The organism is Chryseobacterium soldanellicola (genome assembly GCF_900100115.1).
Taxonomy (GTDB): Bacteria; Bacteroidota; Bacteroidia; order Flavobacteriales; family Weeksellaceae; genus Chryseobacterium; species Chryseobacterium soldanellicola.
In genome coordinates, this window is record NZ_FNKL01000003.1 from 344,842 (window position 1) to 362,528 (window position 17,687).

General features: G+C 32.8%; 17 protein-coding genes. 16 read left to right on the forward strand and 1 reads right to left on the reverse strand.

The features are described 5' to 3' along the window. Window positions 1-100 precede the first annotated feature (100 nt). Complete coding sequence (locus BLT04_RS11085) at window positions 101-1,720, forward strand: helix-turn-helix domain-containing protein (protein WP_228421939.1); 1,620 nt, start codon at window positions 101-103, stop codon at window positions 1,718-1,720. Next, window positions 1,717-2,847: a hypothetical protein gene (locus tag BLT04_RS11090; protein ID WP_089755875.1), complete on the forward strand. Its 1,131-nt coding sequence runs from the start codon at window positions 1,717-1,719 to the stop codon at window positions 2,845-2,847. The genes BLT04_RS11085 and BLT04_RS11090 overlap by 4 nt, the downstream gene beginning before the upstream one ends. Window positions 2,848-2,921: 74 nt before the next feature. Here BLT04_RS11090 and pafA read toward each other — a convergent pair whose 3' ends face one another. Continuing rightward, the gene (pafA, locus tag BLT04_RS11095; protein ID WP_089755876.1) at window positions 2,922-4,568 is read right to left on the reverse strand and encodes an alkaline phosphatase PafA; all 1,647 of its coding nucleotides are present in this window, start codon (window positions 4,566-4,568) and stop codon (window positions 2,922-2,924) included. A 90-nt stretch (window positions 4,569-4,658) separates the two neighbouring features. Here pafA and BLT04_RS11100 point away from each other — a divergent pair, with 90 nt between their 5' ends. From BLT04_RS11100 to BLT04_RS11165, 14 genes are all read left to right on the forward strand, one after another. After that, entirely contained in the window at window positions 4,659-5,447 is a 789-nt protein-coding gene (locus BLT04_RS11100) for a DUF6896 domain-containing protein (protein WP_185114303.1), read from the forward strand. Beyond that, on the forward strand, window positions 5,448-5,987 hold the full coding sequence (locus tag BLT04_RS11105; RefSeq protein WP_089755877.1) for a GNAT family N-acetyltransferase: 540 nt from the start codon (window positions 5,448-5,450) through the stop codon (window positions 5,985-5,987). Window positions 5,988-6,061: 74 nt separating this feature from the next. After that, the gene (locus tag BLT04_RS11110; protein WP_089755878.1) at window positions 6,062-6,271 is read left to right on the forward strand and encodes a hypothetical protein; all 210 of its coding nucleotides are present in this window, start codon (window positions 6,062-6,064) and stop codon (window positions 6,269-6,271) included. Next, the gene (locus BLT04_RS11115) at window positions 6,258-7,772 is read left to right on the forward strand and encodes a S41 family peptidase (RefSeq protein WP_170828468.1); all 1,515 of its coding nucleotides are present in this window, start codon (window positions 6,258-6,260) and stop codon (window positions 7,770-7,772) included. The genes BLT04_RS11110 and BLT04_RS11115 overlap by 14 nt, the downstream gene beginning before the upstream one ends. A gap of 254 nt (window positions 7,773-8,026) precedes the next feature. Continuing rightward, complete coding sequence (locus tag BLT04_RS11120; RefSeq protein ID WP_089756418.1) at window positions 8,027-8,611, forward strand: TetR/AcrR family transcriptional regulator; 585 nt, start codon at window positions 8,027-8,029, stop codon at window positions 8,609-8,611. 74 nt (window positions 8,612-8,685) lie between these two features. Beyond that, complete coding sequence (locus tag BLT04_RS11125) at window positions 8,686-9,423, forward strand: SDR family oxidoreductase (protein ID WP_089755880.1); 738 nt, start codon at window positions 8,686-8,688, stop codon at window positions 9,421-9,423. A gap of 257 nt (window positions 9,424-9,680) precedes the next feature. Continuing rightward, window positions 9,681-11,423, forward strand: a complete 1,743-nt coding sequence (locus tag BLT04_RS11130; RefSeq protein WP_089755881.1) for a hypothetical protein — start codon at window positions 9,681-9,683, stop codon at window positions 11,421-11,423. Window positions 11,424-11,512: 89 nt separating this feature from the next. Next, a complete protein-coding gene (locus BLT04_RS11135; RefSeq protein WP_089755882.1) occupies window positions 11,513-12,490 on the forward strand; it encodes an SDR family oxidoreductase in 978 nt (325 codons plus the stop codon). A gap of 275 nt (window positions 12,491-12,765) precedes the next feature. After that, window positions 12,766-13,560 carry a helix-turn-helix transcriptional regulator gene (locus BLT04_RS11140; protein WP_089755883.1) on the forward strand — a complete coding sequence of 265 codons (795 nt, stop codon included), beginning with the start codon at window positions 12,766-12,768 and terminating at the stop codon, window positions 13,558-13,560. A 160-nt stretch (window positions 13,561-13,720) separates the two neighbouring features. Beyond that, window positions 13,721-13,930 (forward strand): hypothetical protein, encoded by a 210-nt coding sequence (locus BLT04_RS11145; RefSeq protein ID WP_228421940.1) that lies wholly within the window; start codon window positions 13,721-13,723, stop codon window positions 13,928-13,930. 140 nt (window positions 13,931-14,070) lie between these two features. Continuing rightward, window positions 14,071-14,973 carry an NmrA family NAD(P)-binding protein gene (locus BLT04_RS11150; protein WP_089755885.1) on the forward strand — a complete coding sequence of 301 codons (903 nt, stop codon included), beginning with the start codon at window positions 14,071-14,073 and terminating at the stop codon, window positions 14,971-14,973. Window positions 14,974-15,171: 198 nt separating this feature from the next. Then, window positions 15,172-16,092 (forward strand): helix-turn-helix domain-containing protein, encoded by a 921-nt coding sequence (locus BLT04_RS11155; RefSeq protein ID WP_089755886.1) that lies wholly within the window; start codon window positions 15,172-15,174, stop codon window positions 16,090-16,092. A 74-nt stretch (window positions 16,093-16,166) separates the two neighbouring features. Then, entirely contained in the window at window positions 16,167-16,748 is a 582-nt protein-coding gene (locus BLT04_RS11160; RefSeq protein WP_089755887.1) for a TetR/AcrR family transcriptional regulator, read from the forward strand. Window positions 16,749-16,798: 50 nt separating this feature from the next. Beyond that, window positions 16,799-17,593 (forward strand): SDR family NAD(P)-dependent oxidoreductase, encoded by a 795-nt coding sequence (locus BLT04_RS11165; protein ID WP_089755888.1) that lies wholly within the window; start codon window positions 16,799-16,801, stop codon window positions 17,591-17,593. Window positions 17,594-17,687: the final 94 nt, after the last annotated feature.

Below are 17,687 nucleotides of genomic sequence, written 5' to 3' on the forward strand. Positions count from 1 at the left end.
TATTTAAGCTCTCAAAAGCTTTTGGCTTACATAATTCATGAAATTTAAAAGAATTAAAAAAATAAATACTTTAAAATCAATAATATACATCAATCAAATTTTGGGCAAAAACTTAAAAAATATTAACAAAAAAGAAATAATTAACGAATTTTTTTCATTTGAAAGATTCAAAAACAGTCTATTTTTTTTACTTATATTCTTTGTTTCCATTTTTACAAACGGACAATCCGGACCTGATTTTACTATTTTAGCTGATAAAGCGTTTCAGAAATTATATCAAAATCCCGATGACTGCATTAATTACACGCAAAGTTTATTAAACAGTGATCAGAACACAGAGCATAAAATTGTTTTACAAAATATTATTTCCCAAGCCTATGCGATGAAAGGCAATTATGTAGAATCAGTTACGATTTCGGGCGAGATGGAAGATGCTGGGAAACAAAACTACTCCGGATTTTTAAAGCTTTTTACAGATTACAGCCTCGCAGATCAATATCAAAATCTGGATCTTTATCACCAGTCACAAAAAATTATTTCTGATCTTTTAAATGATAAAAAGACCTTCAGAAATGATGACCAGAAATCTAAAATAACAATTGCAAAACTCTATCAGCTTCAGGGTTTAAACTACGGAATTACAAGAGATTACAATAAAGCTCTTGAAAATTTCGACAAAAGTGATCAATATATTGACACGCATAATGAAGAAAATAAAATTATCGGCTTTGAAAATAAAATTTTTCGTTCTTCTTATTTAATGAAGCAGGGAAAAGTGGAAGAAGCCAGAATTTTTCTTGAAAATGTTATTATAAATCTCAATCAACATTATAATTATCAATTTCTTACCGCTTTGGCTTATGAAAATCTGTCACGTTATTTTTTCATTAAACAAGATTATGGAAAAGCAGTTGAAAATTTAGAAAAATCATTATTAAAAATTCAAAATTTACCGTATAACGGACTAAAAGTAAGGATTTATGAGTCTTTATCCAACAATTATTTTGCCTTGCATAATGATGAAAAGTACCATCAATACAACAAGCTTTATATGGAAACAAAGACCCAGCTGGATTCCGGCCAAAGAGAAGGAATCAGATATATTGTTAAGCTAGTAGAAAATTATCAGAATAAAAATCTTGAATTTCAGAAACAGAATGAATTAAAGCGATTCTGGATTCTGGCATCAATTTTATTGCTAATTATTGTTGTTTTGATTATTTATTTTTTAGCTCAAAATGCCAGGAATAAAGAGGTAAAAAAGCAGTTTGAATTTTTTGAAAAACAGAATAAAAGAACACTGTTGAGTCCTGTTTCCGCAGAAAAATCGCCAGAAAAGGACTGCAGTAAAATTTCTAAGGAAAAGGAAGAGGAAATCCTCCAAAAACTTCGGGAATGGGAACTTTCTGATCAATATTTGAGTAAAAGTATGTCACTTTCGATGCTTTCTGCACAAATGGGCGTCAATACAAAATATCTTTCGGAAGTGATTAATAACAGCAAAGGAAAAAACTTCAATGGATATATTAACGAATTGAGAATCAACCATATTGCTCATTTATTAAAAACCGACCCTGTTTATCTTAATTATAAGGTAAGCTACCTTGCAGAATTTTCGGGATTTTCTTCGCACAGCGCTTTTACAACTGTTTTTAAATCTGTAACAGGAATGTCCCCAAACGCTTACATTCAGGAAATAAGTAAAAGCAGAACATCATGAAATTAGTTTTAAAATTTATTATAACAGCGTTTTTTATCTGTCAAGCTTCCTTGTACGGGCAAAAAATTTCAGATGATTCTTTGCTTAAAAAAGCCCGGCTTGAAATTTACGGAAATCCTGACATTTCAATTCGTATTGCTAATCAACTCCTTAAAAAAGAGAAAGATATTAACAAATCGATTTCAATATATATGCTTCTTTCGACGGCAAATATTGCTAAAAGAAACTTCGATGAATCTTTAAAATATATCTTAAAAGCGAAAGAACTTGCACAAAAAACGAACGATTTAAAAATCCGGGCCAATGTTTTGGTTTCCGTTGCGATACAGTATCAGCAAATGGAACTTTTCAGTAAAAGCTTTGAAACATTGAATGAAGCTGATGTTTACATTGAAAAGCTTCCCCAAAATGCGGATGAAAAATATATAGAAACAGCGCGGAGCTATGCCATTCGCGGGATGATTTATAAGAGCCAGTCGAATTCTGAAATTGCACTTGAAAAGTTTTTAGTATCTATCAAAAATTTTGAAAAAGCAGCCCGGTCAAAGCCTGTTTATGCCAATATGAGCGTAGTTTATTACAATATAGGATATTGTTACATTAACCTTAACCTGATGCAAAATGCAAACGAAGCCTTCATTAAATCAATAAGTTATGCACAAAAAGCTACCGCAAAAAGCCTGGAAGCATTTGCGTTAAAAGGCATGGCGGAAATGTATAAGCAAAACGGTGAAAATGTGACCGCTTTACATCTTTTAAGTAAGGCTGAAAACCTTTCAAAAAAAACGGGAGATCTTGTTCTGAATGAAGGAATTTATAAAGAAATGGCAGATAATTATCTGGCTCTCGGAAAACAGAATCTGTACCAGTATTATCATAAAAAATATTTTGAATCGCTTTTTAAGAGAGAACAAAATGAATTAAGCTCTATTAATCATTCGATTGATAATCATAATAAGGAAACTTTAAAGAAAATCCGGGAAATGGGTGCTCATTATCAATATCTCAGAATTATTATTGGAGTAATCGGCTTAATTATTATTGTCTTACTTCTTTATTTTATTCTGAAAATAAGAAAGCAAAACCTGCTATATCAGAAAGAAATACAAAAACTCATACGATCATAATAAAAAACTTAAATTAATCCCATAAAAAAACCTGCAAAAATATTGCAGGTTTTAAATTTTATATAGATTTAAAATTACTTTCCGATAGCTTCAGTAATAGGATTTCCGACGTTTCCGCTTGGGAACTGAATCTTTAATAATGAAGAAACGGTTGGCGCAATATCTGTCATGAAATACGGCTTACTGCTTTCCCCATGCTGAATTCCCCATCCCATAAAAATCAACGGAATATGTGAATCATAAGAATTCCAGACACTGTGCGTGGTTCCTGTTTTTGAATATGGCGGAAGCATAGAATCGTGGGAAATCAATTGAATATCACCACTTCTCTGCCTGTTGATCCCGTTGATAATTCTCTGTTTAATTGGCTCGGGAATGGTAGATTCCTGAACTTTTTCTACAGAAACAGCATACAAAACGGTTGGATCTTTCTCAATTTCTTTTATGGTGAAATCTCTTACCTCATTTAATTCAAGCTTATTGTCTTTCAATAATTTTCTGTCAAAATAGATCTGGTAATTATCAACCGCATTAATCAGCTTATCAACCCCGAATTTTGCTTTTAATTTATCATTAATATCTTTTTCCATTCCTTCGCCGAAGAAACCTGTCGTGATTTTATGTTCCTGTAAAAATCCTACAGAATGCGCTCCACCGTGGTCCGCAGAAAGGAAAACCGTGTATTCTCCTTTTCCGACTTTTGAATCCAGATACTTGAAAAATTCCGCTAAATCCTGATCTAATCTTAAATAAACATCTTCAACCTCGATAGAATTCGGTCCGAATTTATGGCCTGCATAATCTGTTGAAGCCAAATTGATCGCCAGCATATCCGTAATATTGTCGGCTCCCAGCTTTTCTCCTTCCACAGAAGCTTCGGCTAATTTTAAGGTCAAAGTATTTCCGAAAGGCGTATAACGAATATTATCTTTTCTCTCCTGATAATCTTTTTGCAGGTTTGTATAAGGGAAAGTCGGTGTTTTTGCACTTCCCAAAAGCCCTTCCCAAGAAGAATTATCCGGTGCGCTTTCTGTATATTGATTGATCGGAAGCAGTGTATTCCAGCCATTTGCGACTAATTTATCCGGTAAATTCTGCGCATTGAAATCTTTCATCCATTTTGGCAAATCATTCATATACCAGGTACTTGTTACAAAATCTCCCGAAGAATCATCAAACCAATACGCTCCGTTCGGCGTATGACCAGCCGGAAGAATCGAAGCACGGTCTTTTAAAGAAACTCCGATTACTTTTCCCTGGAAATTGGTTGCTAACCTCAATTCGTCTGTAACGGTTGTCGACCAAAGATTTTTTGGAGAATGACTTCCCACTTTTGCATTGGTTGTCCCGACAGGCTGCACATTTTCGTCGGTTGTACAATAAACATTTTTTCCTGTTTCCTTATCATTCCAGTCATTTCCAGCAATTCCGTGAATCGCAGGAACCGAGCCTGTATAAATGCAGGTATGCCCCAAAGCCGTAACCGTCGGAACATAAGGAATATGTACATTATTTAGAGAATATCCTGTATTTAATAATCTTTTAAAACCGTCGTTGCCGTATTTATTATAAAAACGGTACAAATAATCCCATCTCATCTGGTCTACTACCAAACCCACCACTAATTTCGGCCTTTCTAATTGAGAATTTTTGTTCTTCTGAGCATTAATTGTAATCACGGACAGGAAAGTAGCCGCCGCAATCGAAATTTTCCTAAGCATCTGGTAAATTTTTATTGGAAACAAATTTAAGGGTTTTGAAAGTTTTGGAATGTGAAATTTTGATTAATTTTGAAAGTACATCTAATACTCTTGGAAAGAACAACAGAAATAATTGAAATCCGATCCATCGATAAATTTCCTTCCCTTGATTATATCGAAAGCATACATCGTGGCAAAAAATTGAAAATAGTTTTTGCAAAATCAATTAATCATTTAAAAGAAAAAGTAGGTGAAAAATTAAAATCAGAGCTTCCAAAATTCCAAATCGGCATTCATACACTTGAACCAGAAATTAATATAAGTAAATTGATCACGGATGAAGAGGTTGTAGCTCATCAAAAATTCTTTGAAAATTGCGCAAAAGATTATAGAATATTAGCAAAACAACTTATTCTGGAATTCATTAAAAAGAAAAAAGTGAAAATAGACGAAAATTTTCCTTTTCTAGCTTTCAATCAAGTTAAAGGAAGTAAAAAATCTAACGGAAAAATTAATGATTGGAAATATTATTTTCATGGATTTCATTGTCATTTTAAAAATATAAAGACTAATCAGGAAATTGAGGTTCCAATAATGTTCGGAATGGAATTCGGATGCTTAGATCCTTATTTTTTCTCACTTTTTATAAAATCTACACCTGAATACCAACCATTACCCGTAGATATTTACGAAGATTTTGCAGATGGTTATAGAATTCTTGAAGTTATGGTTAATTTAGGTTTATTTGAGCGCATTAATTCAAATTTAGAACATCATTCGGGAATTATTATAAAAGACAGGGAGAAAGTTGAAATTAAAATCTTTAACTATGAAAAAGACTACATAAAACCAAAGTTTGATATTTTAAAATTATTTCGTCTTAAAAGCTATTTTTTTTAAATGGAAATCAAAAAACTAAAAAAACTCACCTCCAATCCAACAATCAACTGGGGACTAAACGGTTATGAAACTGATAAAATTTTCTCCATTTCAAGCATCGAAATCGGGAATACATTTGAATTTAGTTTAAGAGAAAAAAATCAACATTATAAGAAAATCTGGGAAATAAATTCCAGTGATATTGACGAACTTAATACAATTATTGAGCAAGGACATTCTTTCGGAGCCTTTGAAAATGATGAACTGATTGGCTGGATCATCTGCGATTTCCGGGAATGGAACAACAGCCTTTTTATCGAAAATATGTTAGTAAGCGAAGAATTCCGGGGACAAAATATCGGAAAACTATTGATTAAAAATGTCAACCGTAAGGCAAGAGAACTGCAATGCCGAATCGTAGAGCTGGAAACCCAGAACACCAATTATCCCGCCATTAAATTTTACCAGAAAGCAGGTTTTCATTTCACTGGAATTAACACCAAATTGTACAATAATTCTTCGGAAACAGCTGTTTTTATGAGCTTTGATGTAATGATTTAGAGATACTTGCTTATCTACGGTAATAAATATTTTTATTGATATAGAATTATTATCTTTAAAAACTACTTATTATCATGAAAAAAACCTTAATTTTTACACTCATTTTTATATTTCAACAATTTATTTTCGGACAAAAAAATCAATATTCTGATTTCATAAAAACATGGAATTTTATCAAATATTATCATCCTGACCTGGCGGGCAGAAAAATTGATGCGGACAGCCTATTTTTAGCTAATGTTGAAAAAATTAATTCAAAACAGGATTTTAATGAAATTAATTAAAAAACTGACTCAAAACTTAAATACTACATTTTCTGCCACACCCATTGCAGATGATCAAAAAGATATACTTTCTGTTAACCAAAATTTTGACTGGTATCAGAAAAATAAAAAAATTACCGCTGAAAACAAGACTTTACTTAATAATATTTACAAAAATAGATTCGATTACGGACTTTTAAAAGAAGGTACCTCTGTCAGTGATGAGAAAAAATATCCGTTTTCTAAACAAGAAAATCTGCCTTTACAATATCGTTTACTGGCATTGGCGAAAATTCAGGGAACTGTAGATTATCTTTTTCCACACAAATATCTGATGGATAAAAACTTTGATTCTTTCTTTAATAATTTATTGAATGAAGCGGTGAAATCGCCATCCAGAAAGGATTTCGAAATTGTTCTTGCAAAAGCTGTTTCTCAGTTTCGAGACAGTCATGCCATTAGCTTTTACCGTCAACTGAACTACAAAGACCAAATTTTATTCAACATTTCATATTATTCGCCGTTTGATTTTCAGATCGTCAATGATCATTTGCTGGTAACGAATCTTATTTTCCCGGAAATCTGTGCCAAAGCAAAGATTAAAGTTGGCGATAAAATCACAGAAATTAATGGAAAAAGCATTTCGCAAATCATTAATGAAAAAAGCAAATTAATTTCAGTTTCCAATCGTCAGAAACTGTTATTTGTTCTCTCAAAATATGAAAATAATTTGATCTGGCCAGACAATCTTTCAGAGAAAACCGTAAAAGTACGATCCGGTTCTCAGAAATTTTCCACTGAAATTGCTTTAATTAATACAACCGATAAATCACAGGTTGCCCAACTTGCTGACTATGTAAACAACAAAAACCGTAAAATCGAAAGCCGCCGTTTGGTTCATAAAGATATTGCTTACTTTAAAATCAATGAAACATTAAAATTCATTAATGATGTAAAGGATGACAGAATAGATGCGGTGATGGACAGTATTTTAAGCAATGCTTCACAGAAAAAAGCCATCGTTTTCGATATGAGAGCTTATCCGGACTGGGGCGGTTTTGCATATCATTATGTTTATAAATATTTTTCGCCAAAAGAAAATTATTTCGGAAAATACTACAAGCCAAATCTTAAAAATATTGGTACATTTTCTTATAAGGATTATGATTATTTTCCTGTTATTCCCAGTAAAACAACTCATTTTTACAAAGGAAAAGTTTTTATCCTTGTGAATCCCGAAACCAGAAGCGCAAGTGAATGGTATTCTATGAGTTTACAGAAAATATTTCCGCAATCTTTGACAATCGGTCAGCAAACTTCTGGTGCAGACGGAGATTTGGTGAAGGTTAATCTACCAGGTGATTATATTTTAGAATTTACCGGAAACGGAATTTTTTATCCTGATAATTCTCAGACCCAGCAAGTCGGAATCAGAATTAATGAATTGATCAAATACAAAGATCAGGACATTTTGGAAAACCGCGATCTTGAATTTGAACGCGTTTTGAATTCTGTTAAATAATTATTGGATATATAACTCTTAAAAATTTAATAATTTTTTTACACACAGTTTGTCATCCTGAAAGGAACTAAGCACGAATCTTTCCGATTGCATTTCTAATACTGTGTTTAGATCCTTTCAGGATGACAAATTGCATTATCTTTAGATCAATTCTAATGCTCAAACTTTATCGACAAAAACTATAAAAGATATTTTAAATTTAATTTTGTACCAATCGGTACAATTATATACCTTTGTCTTATCAAAATAAAGAAATGGCAGGCAGACCAAAAATATTTGACGAAAATCAGGCAATTGAAAAAGCGACTGAAGTTTTCAGAAACAAAGGCTATGATACGGCTTCTGCAGACGAATTACTGAATGCCATGGGAATCGGAAAAGGAAGCTTTTATTTGGCTTTCAAAGGTGGAAAACAGGAATTATATTTGCGATCTATTAAACAATTCGCCGAAGGTTTTAACCATAAAATCGAGCAGGCCATTGAAAATGCAGACAATAAAATTGAGTTTATCAGACGGTTTTTCTTAAGTTTAGCAAAAACCGACGATTGCAGCAGAGAAAGAGGCTGTTATCTCGGAAATGCACTGGTTCAACTTTCTGAAAAAGATGACGACATCAAGCAGGTAACCATAAAATTATTGAAAGGGCTTCAACAGATTTTCGCAAAAACAATCAAAAAAGCTCAGGAAAATAAACAGTTGAAAACACAGGAAGATCCAGAGATTCTGGCTTGGCATTTAACCAATTTATGGAACGGAATTCACGTTACAAGACGCATGGAAAATTCTCCGGAGACCCTTCATTCAATGATTGAGCTGAATTTAAAATTACTGGAATAAATTTTTTTCTCATATTTTGTACCAAATAGTACAATATTTAAATTTAATTTACAATAAATAAAAAACAAATTATTATGAACATTACAGACAACACCATTTTGATCACTGGCGGAGGTTCAGGAATCGGTTTAGAAATTGCAAAAGCATTAAGTCCTGCGAATAAAATCATCATCGTAGGAAGAAACAAAGAAAAATTAGAAGCCGCAGCGAAAGATTTAGAAAATGTATTCACCATTCAGGCTGATATTACGAATGAAAGTGACATCAATAGATTATACGAAGAAGTAAAAACCACTTTCGGAGGAATCAACATTCTAATCAATAATGCAGGAAATGCTTATGTGTACAATCTTGCAACCGATGGTGATATTTACAGCAAAGCTGTGGCAGAATTTACCACCAATTATTTCGCGCCTATTCGGTTGACAGACAAATTTTTACCCCTATTAAAAGAACAAAATGTAGCTGCAATCGTGAATGTTTCTTCGATCGTAGGATTTGTTCCCGGCTCCCACATTCCGACGTATTCGGATTCTAAAGCGGCTCTTCATTCTCACACGAGACTATTGAGATATGAGCTTGCAAAAGAGACCAACGTAAAAGTTTTTGAATTAATGCCACCTTTGGTGAATACAGATTTTTCCGTAGAAATCGGAGGCAGAGAAAACGGAATTCCCGCTTCTGAGGTTGCCAGCGATTTGGTAAAAGCGCTTCAGGAAAACATTTATGAAATTCGTGTAGGAAATACCAGTTTAATTTACGACAATTTCTTTGCAGCTACAGAAGGGGCTTTTGCTACTTTTAATAATTAATAAGATGATACAGAAAAATACTGTCGATTAACTCGGCAAGTTTCAATATATAAATTTCATAGACGGGGCTGGCGCAATTTTTTGCGCTGGCTTTTTTGTAGGTAATTCAAATTTCTATAGTTACTGATTTGAAATTGATTCCAAAATTTATCTCTAGTGTTTTTTCTGTGGAGGATTTTTAAAATAAAATTCAAAGTATAATCGTGATTCGTCTTATTTTAAATTTGTAATTTGTTAAATTTGAATAAACTATAATCATGTTTGGACATTTAATTAAATATTCAGAAGCATATACTGGTGAAGAACCACAAAATCCAATAGATCTAATTAAAGAAATTCCTAAAGCTGAATTAATTGCTACTATTGTTGCAATTAATTCAAGACTCAATCCTATCTACAGCCAATATATAGACGATTCTCGCGAAACCCAAATAGAGTGTCTAAGGGTAATTTTTTTAGATGATCAAAATCCAATTGAACAATCAGTTTGCTTAAAATTTATAAAAGGCTATTTAGCAACGCCTCATAATCATTTTTTGGTAAGCAGAATTACATGTCTGTACGCTTTGCAAGAAATTTTGAATGAGAATAACTTTGCTGAAAAATCGCCATTATATACCGTTGACATACGAGAAAACATATTTAAGTTTCTATTAATTATAAATTCGAAAATACTAGAATTTGATAAACATTACAAAGAAGGCAATTCACAAGAATTAGGAGAAAATTTCTTTGACTTTTTTATGTTTAAAGAATTAATTCATAATCAATACCTTCACAATTGTAATACTCCTAATTTTTTTTATAAATCATTTATTTTTTTAAAAATATTAGAAAATGATGAAATTTTTGGCAATCATTTCAAAGATTATTTACAACAAACTTTTGGAGTAAGATCTTTTATTGATTTCTTTAAAAATCAAATGTATACTTATTTCATAAGCTATGATAAAAAGCTAAAGTTTAATTACTTAAATATTTATAAATCAGAACAAGATACGATTAAGATTCTAGATGTTTTTAGTATTAGAAACACCTTTGATAAACCAGAATTTGACGATCCTAAAATTTTCGACTTTTTAGATCTAAAAAAAAGTCCACTATATAAACAAAATGATAATTTAAGAGAAGATACAATAGCATACTTAGTCTTGGATAATAAATTATTTTTAGAGAAAAATTATTCGCTTTTTATAAATGACTTTTGGTTTGATTATTTAAAACCTAACAATATTTGTAATAGAACTGATTGGGGAAATTTTGTAGGCAATAAATTTTTTGAACCTTTTATTGAAAATATTTTCAATATTTCTTTTAAGAATAATAAAAATATTGTGTTTAAACACACTTATCAATTAAAAATTAAACTAAAGGGTAAATCAGAGATAGAATATGCTGATTATTATATTAGATACAAAAATAAAATAATTTTAGCGGAAGCAAAAAGTAATTATCTGCCTGTAATTAATGGGTATAAAACAGTTAAAACTAAAGAAGATTTTGAAAAAATTGATATTGAAAAATTTTATAAAGATTATGGTCTTATTCAACTAGCTAAAAAAAACATTAAAGAGTTTCATAACTATAAATGGAAGCTGAACGATTTTGGTTTTAACTTTAATAGAAAAGTAGAAATATATCCTACTCTTATAGTAAACGATTATATATTTAGTTCGGGTTATTCTTCAATGGCATTTAAAAGAAAATTTGAAAGATTGATGAAAGAAGAAGGAATTGAGATTGAAAATGATCAGCATAAAATATATCCTTTAACCATATTTAATGTAGCTGATTTACAAAATATTCAAAATACACTAGAAAATAAAACAGAAAATATTTTTAATATTATTAGACATTATCATTCCTCAACAAGTCTTGAAAAAATCAGACAAACAGGAAATACAAGTTTAGGGTTATTAACAATTGAGCATTCTATAAATAAATTAATAAAAAAAGGATTGGTACCTAAAAACATAAAAAATTTGAATTGGTTAAAATAATTGACCCCCACAACAAACAAAAATTGAACTCCACAACAAAACTTTAACCCCAAATAAACCCCAACTTTGTACTGTAAAATTTAAACAAAATGGAAAACGTACAGACAAAGAAAACAGTTTTGGTAACAGGAGGCACAGGATTTTTGGGAGGTCATACTGTCCTTCAATTGTTACAACAAGGCTATGATGTGAAAACAACTCTTCGTTCATTAGCAAAAAAAGACACCATTCTAAAGGCGTTGGAAGAAGGCGGAATTACAGATTTTTCAAACCTTTCATTTATTGAAGCCGACCTTACAAGCGGCAATAATTGGGATGAAGCCGTAAAAGGTTGTGATTATGTCCTTCACGTGGCGTCACCCTTCCCTGCTCAGGATCCGAAAGATGAAAACGAACTCATCATTCCTGCAAGAGACGGAGCGTTGCGCGTTTTGAAAGCGTCGCGTGATGCGGGTGTGAAAAGAGTGGTTTTGACCTCATCTTTTGCGGCGGTCGGTTACAGTAAGAATATTGCAGACCACATTTTCACGGAGGAAGACTGGACGGACATCAATGCAGAGCTTCCGGCTTATATCAAATCAAAAACCGTCGCTGAAAAATCTGCCTGGGAATTTATCGAAAAAGAAGGCAACGGCTTGGAATTATCCGTGATTAATCCTGTCGGGATTTTCGGTCCTGTCATCGGCGGAATCACTTCTGCTTCATTGGATATTGCAGTTTCAGGAATTTTAAACGGAACGATGAACCAGACTCCACCTTTCACGATGGGTGTTGTGGATGTGAGAGATGTTGCGGACATTCATATCAAAGCGATGCTTCATCCGGATGCTGCGGGAGAACGCTTTATTGCCACTTCAGACGATGTGATGAGCTTTTATGACGTTGCCGAACTGTTCAAAAAAGAAAGACCGCAATATTCTTCTAATATTCAGAATTTAGAACCCATCGGCAAAGAATTCTACAAACAAATGTCAAACAAAAAAGCAAAAACCATCCTCAGCTGGACTCCAAGAAGTCGTGAAGAAGCCCTATTGGCAAGTGCAGACAGTTTAATGATAAATCCGTAAATTTGTAAGACAAGTCATTGTAAAACCAACAGTTAAACTTTGACAAATATAAACGACATAGGAAACTGAAGCGTTAAAAAAATTTAAACTTAATCCGTTAAAAAATTCCCACTGTTCGAAACGCGACAAAAATTTTGAACTAAAGAACAAATTTTGAATTCGCGCAAGTTTTGGGGATTTTAGGATTAATTTTAAATTTTTAGTGGAAGTTTCCAAGTCTTGAATTTTTCGTTCTTTTGTTTCAAGACAAAAGGACATAACAAAAAAGAAAAAAATTGAAATTCAATAATCTACATTCCTGTCATTTAGGTCCCGAAATTTCTCCGGAACAGTTTATTCCTGAGCATTTCTTTTTGTTTTTGCTTAAAGGTTCAATGGTTTCGTATGATGGTTACAGGCATTACACAATGAAACCCGGTGATTACTGTATTGCACGGAAAAATCATTTGGTTCGTTATACAAAATATAAAGAAGACGGAGATTTTGAGAAAGTGATCATTGCTTTTGATGAAAAATTTTTAAAGAAATTTCTGGAGCGACATCCTTATCAGGCTGAACCAACGGACAATGATGATTCTTTTTTGTTCATTAATGAAGATAAATTAATTAAGAATTTCATACAATCTCTGGAACCTTATTACAACGGAAACCAGAAGCTGGACGATATTTTTGTTGATATAAAACGTGAAGAATTGTTGATGATTTTACTAAAAAACAGTCCTGATCTCAAAGATATTCTCTTCAATTTCAATGTTCCGCACAAAATTGATTTGGAGTTGTTTATGAATCATAATTATAAATTCAACATCAGCCTGGAACGTTTTGCTTTTATGACAGGACGAAGCTTATCGACTTTTAAAAGAGAATTTAAAGCAATTTTCAACACAACTCCCGGAAAATGGCTGATGAATAAACGTCTTCAGGAAGCCTATTTCCTTTTGGATAAAGAGCACAAAAAACCGACCGATATTTATGTTGATCTGGGTTTTGAAGACCTCTCTCATTTTTCTTTTGTTTTTAAAAAAGAGTTTGGAATTGCGCCTTCGGAGCTAAGCAGGTCAAAAGTTTGAGATTTGGATTTAGGGTTTAAAGTTGAGTTTTTATTTTTAATATTCACTATTCAAAACATTTTAAGTCACATTAATGTGTATTAAATATTTTTGTATATTAGTATCTCTAAATCAAAACTATAACACTATGAAAAACTTAAAAAGATTAGCAAGAAAAGAGTTGTCTCTAATCAGCGGTGGTGATACCGCCTATGCTTTTTGTGATGAAAGCGGATACTGTCCACCGACATTTCCAAGTAATTCTTCAACGTACTGTAGTAATGGTATTTGCTATAGAACAAATCCCGGTGGTGGCGGTCCTGGTCCAGGTTGTCATGAACCGATGAGACTATGTCAGGAATGGGAAACAGGATGTGGATGTGTTTATTAGATAAAATTTTGTTAGATATTTGAGGGCGGTTTTTCCGCTCTTTTTTGTTTTACACCATCTTTTGGCTACATAAAAAGTAGATCCGGCTACACCCTATTTTCCAACAATCATGAACTTTGCTTCAATAAAAATCAAGCAATATGAAAATTATCGTAACAGGCTCATTAGGAAATATCAGCAAGCCTCTGACAAAAGAATTAATAAGCAAAGGGCATGACGTTACCGTTATCAGCACAAACCCGGAAAGACAGCCAGAAATTGAAGCTCTGGGCGCAAAAGCAGCCATCGGATCAATGGAAAATGTAGATTTTTTAGCAGAAACTTTTACGGGTGCAGATATCGTATATGCCATGGAAGCATTAAATGCAGGTATCTTTTTTGATCATACCATTGATTTTGTAGATGCCAATACCAAAATCGGAGAAAATTATAAAGAAGCTTTTGAAAGATCGGGGGTGAAAAATATTATTCATTTAAGCAGTATTGGTGCCCATCTTTCAAGCGGAAACGGAATTTTGGTTTCTCATTATAATATAGAAAAGATTTTGAATGAGCTTCCGGAAGATGTTTCCATTAAATTCATGCGTCCGGTTGGGTTTTATTACAATATGTATTCTTTTATTCCCACTATTAAATCTCAAAATATGATTATCCAGAATTATGGCGGAGATGAAAAAGAACCATGGGTTTCACCTCTTGATATCGCATCTGTTATTGCGGAAGAGATCGAAAAACCCTTCAACGGAAGAGAAGTCCGTTACATTGCAAGCGAAGAAATTTCGCCCAACGAAATTGCAGAAACTTTAGGGGAAGCTATCGGAAATCCGGATTTAAAATGGCTGGAAATTTCAGATGAGGATCTTTTAAATAACCTTATCAATGCAGGAATGAATCCCAAAACAGCAAAAGGTTTTGTGGAAATGAATACGGCGAGACGAGAAAGTGCTTTGTATGAAGATTATTACAAAAACAGACCTGTTTTAGGTAAAACTAAAGTTAAAGATTTTGCTAAGGATTTTGCTAAAGTTTATCATAATAGTTAATTTTTCTTTTGTCTTGAAATCATAGAAATCCTTCGACTCCGCTCAGGATGACATTGCTAATACTAACTTTTTTTCTAGAGTTTAATTGCATGTCAGTCTGAGCATAAACTAAAAATTACGAATGGATATTCACGAAGACTTTATAAAACTGCAAATATATTTTATTAAAAATCATCAGAAACAATTAACTTAGTCATAATGAAACAGCCCGTAAGGATAAAAACAATCAGTGAATTCCATCAGTTCCGTGGATTATCAAAGCCTGAGCATCCGTTGATAAGTGTCGTAGATTACAGCACGATCAATCATGATGTGGATGTAAAGGAGCTGAGCTGGGTTCTTGATTTTTATTCAATTTCGGCTAAAAGGACCTCCAATGCCAAAATAACTTACGGCCAGCAGGAATATGATTTTGATGAAGGTGTGATGTTTTTTATGGCTCCCGGACAGGTTTTCAGCGTTACCGTTGATCCCGATCCCAATGTACGGGCAAAACATACGGGATGGATTTTACTCATTCATCCCGATTTTTTCTGGAATACTTCTTTAGCCAAAAACATAAAACACTATGAATATTTTAATTATTCTGTGAATGAGACTTTATTTCTTTCCGAAAAAGAGGAAAACACAATTTATGGCATTATAGAAAATATTCAACAGGAATATCACTCTAACATTGATAAATTCAGCCAGAACATCATTATTTCGCAGATTGAAACATTGCTGAATTATGCTGAACGTTTTTATCAGAGACAATTCATTACCCGAAAGATTTCCAATCATAAAATCCTTGATTCACTTGAAAAATTGCTTTCCGATTATTTTAATAATGAAAATTTAATTACCAAAGGATTGCCGAGTGTACATTTTGTTGCCGACCAGCTGAATGTTTCACCCAGTTATTTGACCGGCCTGTTGAAAGTTCTGACCGGGCAAAGCACTCAGCAGCATATTCATGAAAAGCTAATCGAAAAAGCAAAGGAAAAGCTTTCTACCACCCAATTATCCGTCAGTGAAATTGCTTATGAACTGGGTTTTGAGCATCCCCAGTCTTTCAGTAAATTATTTAAAAATAAAACCAATGTTTCTCCGCTGGAGTTTAGGCAGTCTTTTAGTTAACTCAATTTTTAAGCTAAATTTTAATTCAAATTAAATATTTTTCATATTTTTGTATCGATCATTACAAAAATAAAATGAGAGGTAGACCTAATATTTATGACAACTCGGAACTGATTCAGAAAGCTCAGGATATTTTCTGGAAAAAAGGCTATACGGCGACTTCTTTAAACGACCTTCTAACCATTACAGGGGCGGGAAGCGGAAGTTTTTACAATACTTTTAAAGGCGGAAAAAAACAGGTTTTCAAAGAAGCAATCAACCAAAGAAGACTTGCTTTTGCTGAATTTAAACAAGAATTGGAAAAAAGTGACTCTCCGATTGATTTAATTAAAGATTTTTTTCGCAGCATCGCTCTTGAAAGTGAAACTTCACATCAGAAAGGATGCATCATCGCAAATACCGTTGTAGAAATGGCTTATATTGATAATGAACTTGAAAATGAAGCAATACAAATCCTCAAAGAAGTTGAAGAAATGTATACAAAAGCAATCCAAAAAGCTCAGAAAAAAGGGGATCTAAAAAATCAAATCGAAGCTCCGAATTTAGGAAAATATTTGATCACATTTTGGTGCGGTTTAAATACATTAAGACGAATGTATCCCGACAAAAAAATCCTCTCTCAACAGATAGAAATGCAATTGGCTATTCTCAGCTAATTTTTTCTTCATTTTTGGATCGATCATTACAAAAATAAAATTTTATCAAAATGAATTTAGAATTAGTCTCAAAAAAAGCTTTTATCAGTGGTTCAACACAAGGAATTGGTTTTGCAATTGCCCAGCAATTATTAGAAGAAGGCGCAGAAGTAATCATCAACGGAAGACAGAAAGATAAAACTGAAAATGCTGTTTTACAATTACAGCAACAGTTTCCTAATACAAAAGTTTCAGGTATTGCCGCTGACTTTTCGAATAAAGAAGAAGTGAATAATCTGCTTGAAAAATTAAATGATATTGATATTCTGATAAATAATGTCGGGATTTTTGAACTGAAAGATTTCGAAACAATTTCCGATGAAGACTGGTCTCATATTTTCGAAGTGAATGTGATGAGTTCTGTAAAATTATCAAGACAAATTTTTCCAAAAATGATGGCTAAAAACTGGGGAAGAATTATTTTCATCAGCAGTGAATCAGGCGTAAATATTCCCGGAAATATGATTCATTACGGGATGACAAAAGCGGCGATGGGAGCTGTAAGCAACGGACTTTCAAAACTCACAAAAGGGACTGAAGTTACGGTCAATACGATTTTAGGCGGACCAACGTATTCCGATGGTGTTGCCGGAACTGTAGAACATTTTGCAAAGCTTCAGAACATCAGTATTGACCAAATGAAAGCCACTATTGTGCAGCAAACCAATCCTGATTCTTTATTGCAGAGATTTATTGAGCCAAAGGAAATAGCTAATCTGGTCACATACCTTTCCAGTCCGTTATCCATTGCTACTAATGGAGCCAGTCTGAGAGCAGACGGCGGTGTTTTGAAAACATTGTTTTAAAGATTAAAAAGCCAGAAATTATTGATTTACAAAAAAAATATAGAAGACCATACAAAGCAAAAAAGCCTGAAATAAATTTCAGGCTTTTTATTTA

What these genes read in the sequence shown, in the direction of transcription:
- BLT04_RS11120 (WP_089756418.1), top strand. Translation starts at nt 8,027, where the DNA reads ATGGCAGGCAGACCAAAAATATTTGACGAAAATCAGGCAATTGAAAAA.
- BLT04_RS11155 (WP_089755886.1), top strand. Translation starts at nt 15,172, where the DNA reads ATGAAACAGCCCGTAAGGATAAAAACAATCAGTGAATTCCATCAGTTC.
- BLT04_RS11165 (WP_089755888.1), top strand. Translation starts at nt 16,799, where the DNA reads ATGAATTTAGAATTAGTCTCAAAAAAAGCTTTTATCAGTGGTTCAACA.
- BLT04_RS11150 (WP_089755885.1), top strand. Translation starts at nt 14,071, where the DNA reads ATGAAAATTATCGTAACAGGCTCATTAGGAAATATCAGCAAGCCTCTG.
- BLT04_RS11125 (WP_089755880.1), top strand. Translation starts at nt 8,686, where the DNA reads ATGAACATTACAGACAACACCATTTTGATCACTGGCGGAGGTTCAGGA.
- BLT04_RS11115 (WP_170828468.1), top strand. Translation starts at nt 6,258, where the DNA reads ATGAAATTAATTAAAAAACTGACTCAAAACTTAAATACTACATTTTCT.
- pafA (WP_089755876.1), bottom strand. Translation starts at nt 4,568, where the DNA reads ATGCTTAGGAAAATTTCGATTGCGGCGGCTACTTTCCTGTCCGTGATT.
- BLT04_RS11110 (WP_089755878.1), top strand. Translation starts at nt 6,062, where the DNA reads ATGAAAAAAACCTTAATTTTTACACTCATTTTTATATTTCAACAATTT.
- BLT04_RS11135 (WP_089755882.1), top strand. Translation starts at nt 11,513, where the DNA reads ATGGAAAACGTACAGACAAAGAAAACAGTTTTGGTAACAGGAGGCACA.
- BLT04_RS11105 (WP_089755877.1), top strand. Translation starts at nt 5,448, where the DNA reads ATGGAAATCAAAAAACTAAAAAAACTCACCTCCAATCCAACAATCAAC.
- BLT04_RS11130 (WP_089755881.1), top strand. Translation starts at nt 9,681, where the DNA reads ATGTTTGGACATTTAATTAAATATTCAGAAGCATATACTGGTGAAGAA.
- BLT04_RS11090 (WP_089755875.1), top strand. Translation starts at nt 1,717, where the DNA reads ATGAAATTAGTTTTAAAATTTATTATAACAGCGTTTTTTATCTGTCAA.
- BLT04_RS11160 (WP_089755887.1), top strand. Translation starts at nt 16,167, where the DNA reads ATGAGAGGTAGACCTAATATTTATGACAACTCGGAACTGATTCAGAAA.